The following is a 16,216-nucleotide window of genomic DNA, read 5'->3' as shown; positions in this document are numbered from 1 at the left end:
AATTTGACCCTAGGGGTACGAAATCCGTACCCTTAGCCTCTGCTCGAAAGAAGCCCACCTGGGCCTCATGAGCGTGAACTGAACTGGAGCAAGAATCGTGTACGCAATCGTTAAAGCTGGCGGACGCCAGGAGAAAGTCACCGTTGGTGAAACCATCACTGTCGATCGTATCGACCAGGCTGCTGGTGCAACCGTAACTTTTCCTGCGCTACTTGTCGTAGACGGTGCCAGCGTTACAACAGATGCAAAAGTTCTTAGCGGTGTAAAAGTTACCGGTGAAGTAATTGACGAAGTAAAGGGTCCAAAGATCGACATCCTTCGTTACATGAACAAGACCGGTTACCGTCGTCGTCAAGGTTTCCGTGCACAGCAAACTCGAGTCAAGATCACCGCTATTAGCGGCGTGAAATAAAGGGCGTAAACAATGGCAAGTAAGAAGGGTGTCTCCTCGACACGTAACGGTCGCGATTCCAATCCGCAATACCTCGGTATCAAGCGCTTTGGCGGACAAGAAGTAAACGCTGGTGAAATTTTGGTTCGTCAACGCGGAACATATTTCCACCCAGGAAAGAATGTTGGTCGCGGTAAGGATGACACTCTCTTTGCACTAGCTGCAGGAGCAGTTGAATTCGGTCGCGCTCGCGGTCGCCGTGTAGTGAACGTGGTTGCACCGGTCGCTTAATTTAGGTTTCTCAAAGAGAGCGAGCCGCGTTCGTGGCTCGCTCTTTTTATTTATCAGGCCGGTTTATGGATTTCAATTTTAGTAAAAACCAGAAGGGAGCGTTAAGAGATGACAACATTCGTTGATCGCGTAACGCTCTATGCCGCTGCCGGAAAAGGCGGCGATGGTTGCGTCTCTGTTAAGCGCGAAAAATTTAAACCACTAGGCGGCCCGGATGGCGGCAACGGTGGACGCGGCGGCGACATAATCTTGATCGTCGATTCCAGCGTTACAACGCTCCTTGATTTTCACCATTCACCTCATCGCAAAGCAACATCTGGTTCACAAGGCTATGGCGATCGTAAAGATGGTACATACGGTGAAGATTTAATTCTTCCTGTTCCAAATGGCACAGTGGTTTTCGACGATAAAGGAAATCAACTTGCAGATTTAATTGGGGTAGGTACAACATTTCTTGCGGCACAAGGTGGACATGGTGGCCTCGGCAACTTGGCTCTCTCATCTTCAAAGCGTCGCGCGCCAGGTTTTGCACTCCTTGGCGAACCAGGTGAAGAACGCACTCTCTACTTAGAACTTAAATCAGTTGCCGACATTGCACTTGTTGGATATCCAAGCGCTGGAAAATCTTCGTTAATTGCCGCAATTTCCGCTGCGCGCCCAAAGATCGCTGACTATCCATTTACAACTTTGGTTCCAAATTTAGGTGTTGTTCAAGCAGGCGATACCCGCTTTACCGTTGCCGATGTTCCAGGTCTCATTCCAGGAGCCTCACAAGGTAAAGGTTTGGGTCTTGAGTTCTTGCGCCACGTCGAACGTTGTGTGGCACTTGTACATGTACTCGATTGCGGAACGCTAGAAACAGATCGCAACCCAATTACAGATCTTGAAATCATTGAATCTGAACTCGCACAGTACGGCGGCCTCGAAGATCGCGTGCGCATTATTGCGCTAAATAAAATTGATCTTCCTGACGGCCAAGCAATGGCCGATATGGTTGCGCAAACTTTGCGCGATAAGGGCTATGAGGTTTACCCAGTCTCTGCCGCAAGCCGTGCAGGCTTAACTGAACTTCTCTACGCAATGGCACGCCTAGTACAGAAAGCGCGCGCCGAGGCTGCAACCGAAGAACGCACTCGCATCATCTTGCGTCCAACAGCTGTAGATGATTCAGGATTCACTGTTCGCGCCAATGCCGATGGTTCATTTAGCGTGCGCGGACAGAAAGTTGTTCGTTGGGTTCGCCAGACAAACTTTAAGAACGCTGAAGCAATCGGTTACTTGGCAGATCGCTTGGCACAACTCGGAGTTGAAAAAGAGTTGTTCAAGCAGGGAGCGGTTGCCGGAAGTGAAGTACGTATCGGATCTGGCGATAATGAAGTTGTCTTCGAATGGGAGCCAACTATTGAAGCTGGCGCCGAACAATTAGCCGGTCACTTGCATCGTCGCGGCGAAGACTCACGCCTAGAAGGCTCATGGGTTGTAGAAGAACGTGTTGTCGATCAACTAAGTGATGATGAAATTGCGCAACAATGGGAGTACAACGTGGAGGACCCACATACTCCACGCTTAACGGATCCAACACCAGCAGAGGATAAGTAAATGAGCCGCAGCGCAGTTACAAGTGCGAAACGCGTTGTCATTAAAATTGGTTCATCTTCGCTAACCGGTTCTGCAGGTTCTGCCCTCGATAGCCAAGCGGTTTCACAAATCGTTGATGCAGTTGCCCAACTACGTTCACGTGGTGCTGAAGTTGTTCTGGTTTCTTCGGGTGCAATCGCAGCCGGCCTTGCTCCACTCGGTTTAACAACCCGTCCAAAGGATTTAGCGACGCAACAAGCGGCAGCATCAGTTGGCCAAGGCTTGCTTATTGCAAAGTACAACGAGAACTTTTCACGCCATAACTTGGTCTCATCTCAGGTGCTTTTAACAACCGAAGATGTGGTTCGTCGTTCGCACTATCAGAACGCACAACAGACGTTAAATAAACTGCTCTCACTCGGTGTTGTGCCAATCATCAACGAGAACGATTCAGTTGGAACGCAAGAGATCCGCTTCGGCGATAACGATCGCTTAGCCGCGCTTGTGTCGCTACTAATCGGCGCTGATTTACTTGTGCTGGTTTCAGATGTTGATGCGCTCTATGACGCCCCACCTTCACATGCGGGCGCAAAAGCAATCTCATTTGTCGATCACATCGCAGATATTGAGAATTTTGATATTGGTGGCGCAGGTTCTGCCGGCGTTGGTAGCGGGGGAATGGTTACCAAAATTGAAGCTGCGCGCATCTCAACGGGCGCGGGAACTCCAATGTTGCTTACATCGCTTACTAATGCAGCAAATGCACTAGCCGGCGCTGAAGTCGGAACCTTCTTTGCATCTCACGGAACACGTTCTACATCGCGTCTGCTCTGGTTGGCACATGCCTCAACTCCACGCGGTCGCTTAATTCTCGATGCTGGAGCAGTAACAGCGATTCTCGAAAGAGGAGTTTCACTTCTACCTGCCGGTGTTACTGCGGTTGAAGGCGAATTCATCGCCGGGGATACTGTCGAAATAATGAGTGCAGATAAGAAAGTTATTGCACGAGGACTTGTGGCATTTGATTCGCATGAAATCCCACAGATGCTGGGTCGCTCCACTAAAGAGCTTGCGGCAACTTTGGGCGCAGAATATGAGCGCGAGCTAGTTCACCGCGATGATTTAGTCCTCCTCGGATAAATAGAAACCGATAAACTTTTCCAATGGATGCAGTCGAGATAGTTTCGGATTTAGCTCTAAAGGCGCGTGCTGCGGCACGCACGCTATCTACTGCAACAGGTACCGAACGCAAGGCTGCTTTATATGCAATTGCTGCCGCTATCGAAACTCGTAGTGCCGAGATTTTAAAGGCTAATGCCGAAGATATTGCGCGAGCAAAATCTGAGGATATGCATCCTCAGATGCAGGATCGTTTACTTCTTACCGAATCTCGAGTTGCCGGAATGGCTAATGGCGCGCGCTTGGTCGCTGATCTTCCAGATCCACTTGGACAAGTGTTGCGCCAATCAACTCTGCCAAATGGTTTAGATCTTAAACAAGTATCTGTTCCATTTGGCGTCATCGGAATGGTTTACGAAGCCCGTCCAAATGTCACGGTAGATGCTGCAGTTATCTTGCTAATGTCCGGCAACGCAGCGTTGTTGCGTGGCTCTTCTACAGCGGCGGCGAGCAACCAGGTTCTCGTAACCGTTATCCGAGATGCGCTAGCCACAACAAAAATTTCACCAGAGGTAATTCAATTGGTTCCATCCGAAGATCGTGCAACCGTTAAAGCACTGCTAAACGCACGTGGCAAAGTTGATCTAGTTATTCCACGTGGCAGCGCCGCGCTAATCCGCATGGTGGTCGATGAATCTACAGTTCCAACTATCGAAACCGGTGCTGGTGTTTGCCATGTCTACGTTGACGAATTTGCAGATATTGAAAAAGCTCTTCCAATCTTGATTAACTCCAAGACCCATCGCCCAAGTGTTTGCAACGCAGCCGAAACTCTTTTGGTTCACCGAGCCATTGCACCAACATTTTTGCCGATGGCGCTCAAGGCGCTATCTGATGCTGGCGTTATCTTGCACGCTGATGCAACTGCACAAAAGGTTGCTGAAAAGTTTGGGATCGCATCAACTCCTGCAACAGATGAAAATTGGTGCACCGAGTACGGAATCCTTGAGATGAATGTCGGAGTTGTTGATTCAGTTGATGCTGCAGCAGATCACATCGCAAAGTACGGCACTAATCACACCGAAGCGATCGTGACTGAGAAGAAAGAGAACGCAGACCGTTTCATCGCACTTGCTGATTGCGCAGCCGTGATGGTCAATACTTCTACGCGCTTTACTGATGGCGAACAAATGGGATTTGGCGCTGAAATCGGCATCTCAAATCAGAAACTTCATGCCCGCGGCCCAATGGGCTTAGAAGCGATGACCACAACCACTTGGATCGTCACGGGTGATGGGCAAATTCGCTCGTAACCCGCTTTCTCATTAAACTTCACACACTATGAGCAGCCTTTCCCGTGATGATGTCGCAAAGTTGGCATCGCTTGCCCGCATTGAGATGACCGAGGATGAACTCGTAAATCTGGCATCACAATTTGGCAGCATCCTCGACGCAGTAGCGCGAGTTCAAGAGCTGGATTTAGAAGGCGTTAAGGCAACATCTCATCCGCAGCCAATTGAAAACATTTTCCGTGAAGATCAGGTGCAACCAAGCCTTACTCCAGAGCAAGCGTTATCTGGGGCCCCTGCACAAGAAGATCAACGCTTTCGCGTTCCACAAATTCTTGGTGAAGCGGAATGATTAAAAAGACTGCTGCACAAATGTCAGCATCCCTGACATCGGGGGAGACGACTTCGGTTGCGCTTACCCAAAGCCATTTAGATCGCATCAGTGAGGTCGATTCAAAGGTAAAAGCATTTCTACATGTCGATGGCGAAAACGCACTTGCCCAAGCCGCCAAAGTTGATGCCGAACGCGCTGCTGGAAAGAAGTTGCACCCACTTGCAGGTGTTCCACTTGCACTTAAAGATGTCTTAGCCCAAGAAGGCGTACCGACAACAGCGGGATCAAAGATCTTGCAGGGTTGGAAACCGCCGTATGACTCAACTGTCGTTTCAAAGTTAAAGCAGGCCGGCGTTGTAATTCTTGGTAAAACCAATATGGATGAATTCGCAATGGGTTCTTCTACTGAAAACTCAGGCTATGGCCCAACTTTTAATCCATGGGATTTAACTCGCACTCCAGGTGGTTCAAGTGGTGGATCAGCTGCAGCGGTTAGCGCATTTGAAGCGCCCATCGCAGTTGGTTCTGATACTGGCGGTTCGATTCGCCAACCTGCAGCGCTAACTGGAATCGTTGGCGTTCGTCCAACTTACGGAGCAGTTTCTCGTTACGGTCTTATCGCTTACTCCTCAAGTCTTGATCAAGCAGGTCCATTTGGTCGCACAGTATTAGATACGGCGCTCTTGCATGAAGTCATGGCCGGACATGATCCTAAGGATGCAACGAGCATTAACGCCGCTGTTCCAAACGTTGTTGCTGCAGCACGTAGCGCAGATGTAAAGGGAAAGAAGATCGGCGTAATCAAGCAGTTGCAGGGCGATGGTTATCAGAACGGTGTCCTTGCCCGTTTTAACGAATCACTTGAGCTACTTGCATCTCTTGGCGCTGAAATCGTTGAAGTTGATTGCCCAAGTTTCGAATATGCACTTGCTGCTTACTACTTGATCGCACCATCTGAATGCTCTTCCAACTTAGCCCGCTTTGACGCTATGCGTTATGGACTACGGACAGGCGATGTCGATGGCGCATCTGCCGAAACAGTCATGAACGCAACCCGCGAAGCAGGATTTGGCCGCGAGGTTAAGCGCCGCATCATCCTCGGTACATATGCACTCTCATCTGGTTATTACGATGCGTACTACGGCAGTGCACAGAAGATCCGTACCTTGATTATTGAAGATTACAAGAAGGCATTTACTAAGGCAGATGTATTGGTTTCACCAACATCACCAATCACCGCCTTTAAGATCGGTGAAAAATCTGAAGATCCAATCGCGATGTATTTGGCAGATGTAGCAACAATTCCGGTAAACCTTGCCGGTATTTGCGGAATGAGCCTGCCAGCAGGATTAGCTGATGAAGATGGTCTGCCAGTTGGTTTCCAGATCATGGCGCCAGCGATGCAAGACCAACGTCTATATGAAGTTGGTGGCGCACTTGAAGCAGCTTTGGTGAGCAAATGGGGCGGATATTTAATTGACCAGGTTCCAGTTTTGGGAGGTGCCAAGTAATGGCGCTTACCTATGACGATGTAATTTCAAAGTACGAACCAGTACTTGGTCTAGAAGTTCACGTTGAACTAAATACCGAGTCCAAGATGTTCTGCTCTTGCAGCACCACTTTCGGTGCAGAGCCGAACACTCAAACGTGCCCAGTCTGCTTGGCGCTACCTGGCGCGCTACCAGTTGTAAATGCCACAGCGATCGAATCAACGATCAAGATTGGCTTGGCACTTAATTGCCAGATCGCGCCATATAGCCGCTTTGCCCGCAAGAATTATTTCTATCCAGATATGCCTAAGAACTTCCAGATTTCGCAGTACGACGAACCAATCTGTTTCGATGGATATGTCGATGTTGAGATCGAAACTGAAGAAGGTCCAAAGCAGTTCCGCATCGAAATTGAACGCGTACACATGGAAGAAGACACCGGAAAGTCGCTCCACGTTGGTGGCGCAACTGGCCGCATCCATGGCGCGGAATATTCGCTCCTTGATTACAACCGCGCCGGAATTCCACTTGTTGAAATCGTTACCAAGATTGTTCCTGGCACTGGCAAGTACGCGCCAGAAGTTGCTAAGGCATACGTTGCCGAACTCCGTGACATCTTGCGCGGCTTAAAGGTTTCGGATGTAAAGATGGAGCAAGGCTCGCTTCGTTGCGATGCCAACGTTTCGCTTCGCATAATCGGTTCTGATGTTCTTGGAACGCGCTCTGAAACCAAGAACGTAAACTCTCTTCGCTCTGTCGAGCGCGCTATCCGCGGTGAAATGATTCGTCACGCTGAACTTCTAAATGATGGCAAGAAAGTTAAGCAAGAGACTCGTCACTTCCAAGAAGAGTCAGGGCTAACTCGTTCTGGTCGCTCAAAAGAACAAGCCGAGGATTACCGTTACTTCCCTGAACCAGATCTAGTTCCAGTTGCACCAGATGCTGCCTGGATCGAAACTCTTCGCAAGCAATTACCGGAGCGCCCATCACTACGTCGTAAGCGCTTGAAAGAGGAATGGTCTGTTCCAGATAAAGAGATGGCCGCGATGATTAACGCTGACGTTTTGGATATCGTGGAAGCAACCGTTCTGCTTGGTGCAGAACCAACTAAGGCGCGTACTTGGTGGCTCGGTGAAATCTCACGTATCGCAAACGAAAAAGATTCTGCGATTCAAGATCTCTCAATCACACCTGCTGATGTTGCTGAAATCGTTGCGCTAGTTGCTGCAGGCGAGCTAACAGATAAGTTGGCCCGCCAAGTTGTAGAAGGCGTAATCGCTGGCGAAGGAAAGCCTTCCGAAGTTGTGGCAAAGCGCGGTATTAAAGTTGTTAACGATGATGGCGCGCTAATGGCAGCCATTGAGAAGGTTTGTGCTGAGCAAGCAGAGACTGCAGATAAAGTCCGTAATGGACATGTTCCTGCAGCGGGTGCTTTGATCGGTGCAGTCATGAAAGAGACAAAGGGCCAAGCAGATGCTGCTCGCGTACGAGAGCTTCTACTTGGCCACTTAGGTCAGCCAACTAATTAATTTTAATTTATTAGTGAACTGAAACGCCTTCTGTTTCAACGAGAGAATCTTTCCCAACGTTGATAAAGAAGAAGAGCACGATCGCACCAGCAAATAACAAGCCAGCAGATACGGTAAATGCAACTGTGAAACCATGTGTGATTCCAAAGGCTTGCACCTTTTCGCCCATACTTTGGTTTGCCGCGATGTAGTTAGTCGCAGCGGTTGCCGCGACTGTATTAAGTAGTGCAGTACCGAGTGATCCACCAACCTGCTGGCTGGTATTGATCATCGCGCTAGCGACGCCAGTATCTTGATTGCTAACCCCGTGTAGTGAAGTTGAAGTTAGTGGAATAAAGACCAGCGCCATTCCAGAGCTCATAATGAGAAGCGATGGAAGCACATGCGTTACGTAGGAAGTTTCTGGGGTAATCAAGGTCAACATAAGCAGACCAATACCTGCGAAAACTAAGCCTGGCACCATCAGCGGACGAGGACCGAATTTAGGCAAGAGCTGAGAAGCAATTCCCGCGAACACGATGATTCCTGCAGTAAATGGCAGGAATGCAAAACCTGATTTAAGTGGTGAGTACCCAAGTACGACTTGTAGGTAAAGACCTAGGAATAAGAACATCGAGAAGAGACCGGCTCCGACGATTAGGGAACCTAGGTATGAACCACCGCGGTTGCGCTCTGTTACAACGCGCAGCGGCATCATTGGATTTGAAACCTTGGCTTCGATTACAACAAATGAAACCAAGAGAAGTACGGCGACAACTAAGAATGTAATTGTGCTCTGTGATGACCAACCCTTGGTCGCTGCTTCATTAAAACCGTAAGTCAGCGAGAAGAGACCTGCAGTTGCAGTGATAACACCAGGAATGTCGTAGCTATGTTCGCCGCCAGCTTTTGATTCTCTGACATAGAAGAAGGCCATTAAGCCAGCGAATACCGCGATCGGAACGTTGACACCTAAACACCAGCGCCATGAGAAGTACTCAGTAAGGGTTCCGCCAAGGATTAATCCAATGGCTGCGCCTCCGCCTGAGATTGCGCCAACGACACCGAATGCTTTAGCGCGCTCTGCAGGTACTGTGAAAGTTACAGAAATAATTGCCAGTGCTGCAGGTGCAAGAAGGGCACCGAAAACACCTTGTAGCGCACGGGAAGCAAAGAGCAACTCTTGATTTGCAGCTACTCCGCCAAGAGCGGAAGCGGCTGCGAAACCTGCGAGCCCGATGATAAAGATTTTCTTACGGCCCATGAAGTCACCAATGCGCCCGCCAATTAGAAGCAAAGAACCAAAAGCCAAGGTGTAGGCAGTGATAACCCACTGCTGATTTGCATCGGTAATCCCGAGATCAGCCTTTGCACTTGGGATAGCAATATTTACAATTGATGAGTCGAGAACGACCATTAATTGAGAAATGGCAACCACAAAGAGCGTGCGCCAGCGATTTGGATCTAAACCATCTTTATCTAATTGGACGGGCTTTTTTGACACAGAAATCTCCTCGGAAACGTTAAGCAATTTGGTTAAATATTGAAGTGAATGAGTGGAGTCTATTAGACTCATTGCCATGTCGCAGATGAAGCCACGTTCGGGTTTGGTCACAGATGGCTTAGAGCGCGCACCTGCCCGCGGAATGCTTCGCGCAGTCGGTATGGGTGATGAAGATTGGGTAAAGCCTCAGATCGGCATTGCTTCATCTTGGAATGAAATCACCCCATGTAATCTCTCGTTAGATCGCTTAGCTAAAGCTTCTAAGCAAGGTGTAATTGATGCCGGTGGGTTCCCAATGCAATTCGGCACTATTTCAGTCTCTGATGGAATTTCTATGGGACACGAAGGAATGCACTTCTCACTTGTTTCTCGTGAAGTAATTGCCGATTCAGTTGAAACAGTTATGCAGGCCGAACGCCTTGATGGCATGGTTACATTTGCTGGGTGCGATAAATCACTGCCTGGAATGATGATGGCGGCAGCACGTATAGATGTTGCATCTGTATTTGTTTATGCCGGATCAACTCTTCCAGGGCAAGTAGATGGCAAAGATGTAACCATCATCGATGCCTTCGAAGCAGTTGGTGCTTGTGCTCGCGGATTAATTACCCAAGAACGCGTCGATCAAATTGAGCGCGCAATCTGTCCGGGTGAAGGCGCTTGCGGTGGCATGTACACCGCGAACACAATGGCAACTGTTGGCGAAGCAATCGGCCTCTCACTTCCAGGATCTGCCGCACCTCCTGCAGTTGATCGCCGCCGCGATGCTTTCGCGGTTGCATCAGGTGCTGCAGTTGTAAATATGATCAAGCTGGGTCTAACAACTCGCGACATTCTTACAAAGCGCGCATTTGAAAATGCCATCACCGCCGTTATGGCACTTGGTGGTTCTACAAACGCAGTTCTTCACTTGCTAGCGATTGCACACGAAGCAGAAGTTGACTTATCGCTTGATGATTTCCACCGTATTGGTTCAAAAGTTCCACTACTCGGAGATTTAAAGCCTTTCGGTCGCTATGTAATGAGCGACATGGATAAAGTCGGGGGAGTACCTGTTGTACTTAAGGCGCTTCTCGATGCCGGTTTATTGCATGGCGATGTAATGACAGTTACCGGAAAAACTATGGCCGAAAACCTTGCGGGGATTAATCCTCCAGATGTAGATGGCGATATTTTGCATGCAATTTCAACACCACTTTCAACAGATGTCGGAATCACAATTCTTGGTGGTTCACTTGCTTCCGATGGCGCAGTCTGTAAGACCGCAGGTATAGGTATCGAATCTTTCGAAGGACCAGCGCGCGTTTTTGAACGCGAACAAGCTGCGATGGAAGCGCTCGAAAATGGAACGATCCAATCTGGCGATGTAGTTGTGATTCGCTACGAAGGTCCAAAGGGTGGACCAGGTATGCGCGAGATGTTGATGATTACTGGTGCGATTAAAGGAGCAGGACTTGGTAAATCAACTCTGCTCTTAACTGATGGTCGCTTCTCTGGTGGATCAACTGGTCTATGTGTTGGGCACGTTGCACCTGAAGCAGTAGACGGTGGACCGATTGCATTTATAAAAGATGGAGATCGAGTGCGCATTGATATCAAGGCGCGCACCTTAGATCTCTTAGTTGACCCGGCAGAACTCGAAGCTCGCAAAGTTGGATGGAAGCCGCTTCCTCACAAATTCACCCGTGGGGTTCTGGCGAAGTATTCCAAGACCGTTGGCTCGGCCTCAAAGGGCGCTGTCTGCGGCTAGTTTCACAATTTGAGACTTACATCTCAAACCTTGACTCAACTGCCATCTGCGATGGAGAATACTCGTATGTCAAAGAAGTGCGCGCTCATCTCGTCATCAGTAATTGTGGTGGTCATTCGATAGCGCGTGCCTTTTTAACGCACGCGCCCTCAGATCCTCTGAGGGTTTTTTCATTTAAAAAATGAATTGTAGAAATAAAAAGTTAGAAACCAAAACGAGAGTACGGAAAGGAGTAAGAAGATGGCGCACATACCAACGGCCAACGGCACAGCAATGACAGGAGCTACTTCATTGGTGAAAAGCCTAGAAGCAGCAAATGTAGAAGTGATGTTCGGACTGCCAGGCGGCGCAATTCTTCCTGCTTACGATCCGATCTTTGATTCAACTATTCGCCATATCTTGGTTCGCCACGAACAAGGCGCAGGTCACGCAGCAACTGGCTATGCGCAAGTTACTGGGCGCGCAGGTGTCTGTATCGCAACATCTGGTCCTGGTGCGACAAACCTAGTTACGCCTTTAATGGATGCTGCAATGGATTCAGTTCCTCTAATTGCAATCACCGGCCAAGTTCCATCTGCGGCAATCGGTACCGATGCATTCCAGGAAGCTGATATTCGCGGAATCACCATGCCGTTTACAAAGCACAATTATTTGGTAACCAACCCCGATGAAATCCCTGGCGTTATCGCTGAGGCTTTCCATATCGCAACAACTGGTCGTCCAGGTCCTGTTCTCGTAGACGTTGCTAAAGATGCGCTACAGAAGATGACTTCTTTTAACTGGCCAACTTCGATCAAGCTTGCTGGTTACAACCCAAAGACAACTCCTGATGCACAGGCGATCACCGATGCTGCTGCGCTAATCGCGCAATCATCAAAGCCGGTCTTCTATGTTGGTGGCGGCGTAATCAAGGCCAACGCTCATAAAGAACTTCGTCAACTTGTTGAACTTCTTGAAGCGCCCGTTGTTACAACTCTTATGGCACGCGGTGCTTTCCCAGATTCACATCCGCTGCATATGGGTATGCCAGGAATGCACGGCACTGTAGCCGCTGTTACAGCGCTACAAAAGGCCGACCTACTAATCACTTTAGGTGCTCGTTTCGATGATCGCGTTACCGGAAAGCTTTCTACATTTGCACCGAACGCAAAGATTCTTCATGCAGATATTGATCCTGCTGAAATCGGTAAGAACCGCCATGCCGATGTTGCAGTTGTCGGAGATGTACGTGAAACCATTTCAGCTCTTATTCCTGCGCTTAAAGCGGCTCTTGCAAAGAACCAACCTGATCTCTCAGCATGGTTGCGACAGATGAATTCGCTTAAGTCCACATATCCATTGGGTTATGACCAACCTGAAGATGGTTCATTGTCACCACAACATGTAATCCAAAGAATTGGTCAGATATCTGGTACCGACACCATCTTTACCGCAGGCGTTGGCCAACATCAGATGTGGGCATCACAATTTATTTCATACGAACATCCTCGCACTTGGCTCAACTCAGGTGGTGCAGGCACCATGGGTTACGGCGTTCCTGCTGCGATGGGTGCAAAAGTTGGCGCACCAGATGCAACTGTTTGGGCGATAGATGGTGATGGATGTTTCCAGATGACAAATCAGGAACTCGTTACCTGTGCACTTAACAATATTCCAATCAAGGTTGCGATTATCAATAACGAATCTCTCGGCATGGTTCGCCAATGGCAGACCTTGTTCTACGAAGGTCGTTACTCAAATACCAACCTCGAATCAAAGCGTGTTCCTAACTTCCCGATGCTCGCTGAAAGTATGGGTTGCGTTGGTCTTGCTTGCGAACGCCCGGAAGATTTGGATAAGACAATTGAGAAAGCGATGTCGATCAATGACCAACCAGTTGTTGTTGATTTCCGCGTACATCGCGATGCGATGGTTTGGCCGATGGTTGCTGCCGGAACTTCAAATGATGAAATCATGATCGCTCGCGCTACTGCGCCCGACTGGGATTCACAGGAGCTCTAATGACTACTAGCCGCCGTCAACACACTCTTGAAGTTCTCGTTGAAAACGAACCAGGAGTTCTAGCCCGCGTAGCTGGCCTCTTTTCGCGCCGTGCATTCAACATCGAAACTCTCAACGTTGGACCAACTCAAGATTCCTCAATTTCAAAGATGGTTATTGGAGTAGCTGTAGAAGGCCACTCTCTCGAGCAAGTTATTGCTCAGCTCGACAAACTTGTCAGCGTCATATCCATTAAAGATGTGACAGGCAAAGGTAAAGAAGTTCACGACACCCAACCTGATTACCAAAACTAAGCAAGAAACTAACTCGAAAAAGAAAAAGGAGAAACACCGTGGCAACGATGTATCACGAAGAGGATGCAGATCTATCAATCATCCAGGGTCGCAAGGTCGCGATCATCGGTTACGGCTCACAAGGCCATGCGCACGCACTAAACCTGCGTGACTCAGGCGTTGATGTTCGCGTTGGTCTAAAAGAAGGTTCACCTTCACGCGCTAAGGCAGAGGCAGAAGGCCTTCGCGTTGTAACAGTTGCAGAAGCCGTTAAGGAAGCCACGGTCATCATGATCTTGGCGCCAGATCACGTACAGCGCCACATCTACACAGATTCAATCTTGCCTAACCTTAAAGATGGCGATGCTCTCTTCTTCGGCCATGGTTTCAATATCCGCTTTGGTTACATCAAGCCAACTGCAAATGTTGATGTTTGCATGGTTGCGCCAAAGGGCCCAGGACACTTGGTTCGCCGCGAGTTTGCAGGCGGTCGTGGAGTTCCTGTAATCGTTGCAGTTGAACAAGATGCAACAGGCAACGCATGGCCACTAACACTTTCTTACGCAAAGGCAATTGGTGGACTTCGCGCTGGCGGAATCCTCACAACATTTACAGAAGAGACCGAAACAGATCTATTCGGTGAGCAGTCAGTACTTTGCGGTGGCGCATCACAACTAGTTATGTACGGATTTGAAACACTTACTGAAGCTGGATACCAGCCAGAAGTTGCTTACTTCGAGTGCCTGCACGAACTAAAACTTATTGTTGACTTGATGTTCGAAGGTGGAATCGCCAAGCAGCGTTGGTCAGTATCAGATACTGCTGAATACGGAGATTACGTCTCTGGTCCACGCGTTATCGACCCAAGCGTTAAAGAGAATATGAAGGCAGTTCTTGCTGATATCCAATCTGGTGCATTTGCGAAGCGCTTCATTGATGACCAAGAAGCAGGAGCACCTGAATTCAAGGCGCTTCGTGCAAAGGGAGAGGCTCACCCAATTGAAGGAGTAGGCCGCGAACTTCGCAAGATGTTTAGCTGGATCAAGACTTCAAATAAAGATGATTACCGAGAAGGAAGCGCTGCGCGTGGCTAAACCTGTTGTATTAATCGCTGAAGAATTAAGTCCGGCAACCCTAGAAGCGCTAGGCCCGGATTTTGAAGTACGCAATTGTGATGGCGCAAACCGCACCGAACTCCTTGCCGAACTTGGCAAAGGAGTCGATGCGGTCTTGATCCGTTCTGCAACCAAGATGGATGCAGAAGCAATCGCTGCGGCAAAGGGTTTGAAAGTTATTGCACGCGCTGGCGTTGGTTTAGATAACGTTGATATTCCTGCAGCAACAACTGCAGGTGTAATGGTCGTTAACGCACCAACTTCAAATATTGTCTCTGCGGCAGAGCTTGCCATCTCATTGCTACTTGCTTCAGCACGTTTCATCTCACCAGCACATGCGGCACTCCGTAATGGCAAGTGGGCGCGCTCTAAGTACACCGGCGCTGAACTATTTGAAAAAACACTTGGCATTGTTGGCTTCGGACGTATTGGCCAGTTAGTTGCTCATCGCATGCAGGCATTTGGCATGAACGTAGTTGCCTACGATCCATACCTACAGCCAGCCCGCGCTGCACAGCTTGGCGTTGAACTAGTTGATCTAGACACACTTCTTACTCGAAGTGACTTCATCACAATTCACTTGCCAAAGACTAAAGAGACTGCAAATTTGATCGGCGTAGAAGCGCTTAAGAAAGTTAAGCCTTCAGTTCGCATCATCAACGCAGCTCGTGGTGGCGTTCTCGATGAGGCCGCTCTGCACGATGCGATCGTTGAAGGTCGCGTTGCTGGTGCTGGACTTGATGTTTATGTCACCGAACCTTGTACTGATTCACCTTTGTTCCAACTTGATCAAGTAGTTGCAACTCCACACTTGGGCGCATCAACTGATGAGGCTCAAGAGCGCGCTGGAATTGCCGTTGCAGTTTCAGTTCGTAAAGCACTTGCTGGCGAGCTAGTTCCTGATGCAGTCAACGTAAAGGGTGGCGCAATCCACGAGGAAATTCGTCCATCGCTTCCACTCGTTGAAAAGATGGCGCAGATCGCAACTGCAATTGCGGGAGAGCTTCCAACCAATCTTGATGTCCATGTGCGCGGAGATATCTCTGAGCATGATTCATCAATCTTGGCCATTAGCGCACTTAAGGGCGCACTACTTGCAACTGGCGCTGAAGATGTTACATATGTAAACGCTCCAGGCCTTGCAGCTGCTCGCAATCTGACATCAACGTCAGATACTGATGCAGTAAGCCCGGAATACAGAAGCATGATTTCTTTGCATTGCGCACTTGCAAATGGAAAGTCGATCACCGTTGATGGAACTTTGATGGGTATCCGCAAAGTTGAAAAGATCATCGCAATCGATGGTTTCGATCTTGATCTTCCACCAACCGATAACTTGCTCTTCTTGCGTTATGCCGATCGCCCAGGCGTTGTTGGCGCAGTCGGAAACGCACTTGGCAAAGCCGGAATCAATATTGCAGGAATGCAAGTTGCCCGCGCTAGCGCTGGGGGAGAAGCGTTGATGGCTATCACCGTTGACTCACCTGTTGCTGATGCAATTGTTTCGGCAGTTGCTAAGGAAACTGGTGCCGATCTCGTCCGTTCAGTTACCTTAGTGAACTAATGGGCGCTAT

13 protein-coding genes and 1 pseudogene are annotated in these 16,216 nt (G+C 49.0%); 13 read left to right on the top strand and 1 reads right to left on the bottom strand.

The genetic code is table 11. The features are described 5' to 3' along the window. Nucleotides 1-94 precede the first annotated feature (94 nt). From rplU to gatB, 8 genes are all read left to right on the top strand, one after another. A complete protein-coding gene (rplU, locus tag A1sIIB106_RS04660) occupies nt 95-412 on the top strand; it encodes a 50S ribosomal protein L21 (RefSeq protein WP_190276919.1) in 318 nt (105 codons plus the stop codon). A 12-nt stretch (nt 413-424) separates the two neighbouring features. Next, nucleotides 425-682: a 50S ribosomal protein L27 gene (gene rpmA, locus A1sIIB106_RS04655; RefSeq protein WP_095671322.1), complete on the top strand. Its 258-nt coding sequence runs from the start codon at nt 425-427 to the stop codon at nt 680-682. Nucleotides 683-790: 108 nt separating this feature from the next. Beyond that, nucleotides 791-2,281: a GTPase ObgE gene (gene obgE, locus A1sIIB106_RS04650; RefSeq protein ID WP_095671321.1), complete on the top strand. Its 1,491-nt coding sequence runs from the start codon at nt 791-793 to the stop codon at nt 2,279-2,281. After that, the gene (proB, locus tag A1sIIB106_RS04645; RefSeq protein WP_095671320.1) at nt 2,282-3,400 is read left to right on the top strand and encodes a glutamate 5-kinase; all 1,119 of its coding nucleotides are present in this window, start codon (nt 2,282-2,284) and stop codon (nt 3,398-3,400) included. 23 nt (nt 3,401-3,423) lie between these two features. Continuing rightward, nucleotides 3,424-4,692, top strand: a complete 1,269-nt coding sequence (locus A1sIIB106_RS04640; protein WP_095677530.1) for a glutamate-5-semialdehyde dehydrogenase — start codon at nt 3,424-3,426, stop codon at nt 4,690-4,692. A 28-nt stretch (nt 4,693-4,720) separates the two neighbouring features. After that, on the top strand, nt 4,721-5,020 hold the full coding sequence (gene gatC / locus A1sIIB106_RS04635) for an Asp-tRNA(Asn)/Glu-tRNA(Gln) amidotransferase subunit GatC (RefSeq protein ID WP_095671318.1): 300 nt from the start codon (nt 4,721-4,723) through the stop codon (nt 5,018-5,020). Next, on the top strand, nt 5,017-6,513 hold the full coding sequence (gene gatA, locus A1sIIB106_RS04630) for an Asp-tRNA(Asn)/Glu-tRNA(Gln) amidotransferase subunit GatA (RefSeq protein WP_095677529.1): 1,497 nt from the start codon (nt 5,017-5,019) through the stop codon (nt 6,511-6,513). Before gatC ends, gatA begins: the two co-directional genes overlap by 4 nt. Next, a complete protein-coding gene (gatB, locus tag A1sIIB106_RS04625; RefSeq protein WP_095677528.1) occupies nt 6,513-8,021 on the top strand; it encodes an Asp-tRNA(Asn)/Glu-tRNA(Gln) amidotransferase subunit GatB in 1,509 nt (502 codons plus the stop codon). Before gatA ends, gatB begins: the two co-directional genes overlap by 1 nt. Before the next feature lie 10 nt (nt 8,022-8,031). Here gatB and A1sIIB106_RS04620 read toward each other — a convergent pair whose 3' ends face one another. After that, a complete protein-coding gene (locus A1sIIB106_RS04620) occupies nt 8,032-9,576 on the bottom strand; it encodes an MFS transporter (RefSeq protein WP_095671839.1) in 1,545 nt (514 codons plus the stop codon). Nucleotides 9,577-9,580: 4 nt separating this feature from the next. Here A1sIIB106_RS04620 and ilvD point away from each other — a divergent pair, with 4 nt between their 5' ends. The 5 genes and pseudogenes from ilvD to serA all read left to right on the top strand — a co-directional run bounded on the left by ilvD (nt 9,581) and on the right by serA (nt 16,206). After that, the gene (ilvD, locus tag A1sIIB106_RS04615; protein WP_095677527.1) at nt 9,581-11,254 is read left to right on the top strand and encodes a dihydroxy-acid dehydratase; all 1,674 of its coding nucleotides are present in this window, start codon (nt 9,581-9,583) and stop codon (nt 11,252-11,254) included. Nucleotides 11,255-11,494: 240 nt separating this feature from the next. Beyond that, nucleotides 11,495-13,255, top strand: coding sequence for an acetolactate synthase large subunit (locus tag A1sIIB106_RS04610; RefSeq protein WP_095677526.1), 1,761 nt, complete (start codon nt 11,495-11,497; stop codon nt 13,253-13,255). Beyond that, nucleotides 13,255-13,497: pseudogene (gene ilvN / locus A1sIIB106_RS04605) on the top strand (acetolactate synthase small subunit); the annotation flags it as partial. The gene A1sIIB106_RS04610 and the pseudogene ilvN, both read left to right, overlap by 1 nt. A 98-nt stretch (nt 13,498-13,595) precedes the next feature. Beyond that, nucleotides 13,596-14,621: a ketol-acid reductoisomerase gene (ilvC, locus tag A1sIIB106_RS04600; protein ID WP_190276918.1), complete on the top strand. Its 1,026-nt coding sequence runs from the start codon at nt 13,596-13,598 to the stop codon at nt 14,619-14,621. Further along, on the top strand, nt 14,587-16,206 hold the full coding sequence (gene serA, locus A1sIIB106_RS04595) for a phosphoglycerate dehydrogenase (RefSeq protein ID WP_190277164.1): 1,620 nt from the start codon (nt 14,587-14,589) through the stop codon (nt 16,204-16,206). The genes ilvC and serA overlap by 35 nt, the downstream gene beginning before the upstream one ends. Nucleotides 16,207-16,216 lie beyond the last annotated feature (10 nt).

The sequence above is a fragment of the Candidatus Planktophila lacus genome, from assembly GCF_002288325.1.
In the GTDB taxonomy this organism is placed as follows: domain Bacteria; phylum Actinomycetota; class Actinomycetes; order Nanopelagicales; family Nanopelagicaceae; genus Planktophila; species Planktophila lacus.
The sequence above is the reverse complement of the archived record's forward strand: the minus strand, read 5'-3'. Positions and strand labels throughout refer to the sequence as shown.

Excerpts from the sequence above, each read along its gene's own strand:
- obgE (WP_095671321.1), top strand. The coding sequence starts at position 791 with ATGACAACATTCGTTGATCGCGTAACGCTCTATGCCGCTGCCGGAAAA.
- rpmA (WP_095671322.1), top strand. The coding sequence starts at position 425 with ATGGCAAGTAAGAAGGGTGTCTCCTCGACACGTAACGGTCGCGATTCC.
- ilvC (WP_190276918.1), top strand. The coding sequence starts at position 13,596 with ATGTATCACGAAGAGGATGCAGATCTATCAATCATCCAGGGTCGCAAG.
- ilvD (WP_095677527.1), top strand. The coding sequence starts at position 9,581 with ATGTCGCAGATGAAGCCACGTTCGGGTTTGGTCACAGATGGCTTAGAG.
- serA (WP_190277164.1), top strand. The coding sequence starts at position 14,587 with ATGATTACCGAGAAGGAAGCGCTGCGCGTGGCTAAACCTGTTGTATTA.
- gatB (WP_095677528.1), top strand. The coding sequence starts at position 6,513 with ATGGCGCTTACCTATGACGATGTAATTTCAAAGTACGAACCAGTACTT.
- A1sIIB106_RS04640 (WP_095677530.1), top strand. The coding sequence starts at position 3,424 with ATGGATGCAGTCGAGATAGTTTCGGATTTAGCTCTAAAGGCGCGTGCT.
- A1sIIB106_RS04620 (WP_095671839.1), bottom strand. The coding sequence starts at position 9,576 with ATGAGTCTAATAGACTCCACTCATTCACTTCAATATTTAACCAAATTG.
- proB (WP_095671320.1), top strand. The coding sequence starts at position 2,282 with ATGAGCCGCAGCGCAGTTACAAGTGCGAAACGCGTTGTCATTAAAATT.
- gatC (WP_095671318.1), top strand. The coding sequence starts at position 4,721 with ATGAGCAGCCTTTCCCGTGATGATGTCGCAAAGTTGGCATCGCTTGCC.
- A1sIIB106_RS04610 (WP_095677526.1), top strand. The coding sequence starts at position 11,495 with ATGGCGCACATACCAACGGCCAACGGCACAGCAATGACAGGAGCTACT.
- gatA (WP_095677529.1), top strand. The coding sequence starts at position 5,017 with ATGATTAAAAAGACTGCTGCACAAATGTCAGCATCCCTGACATCGGGG.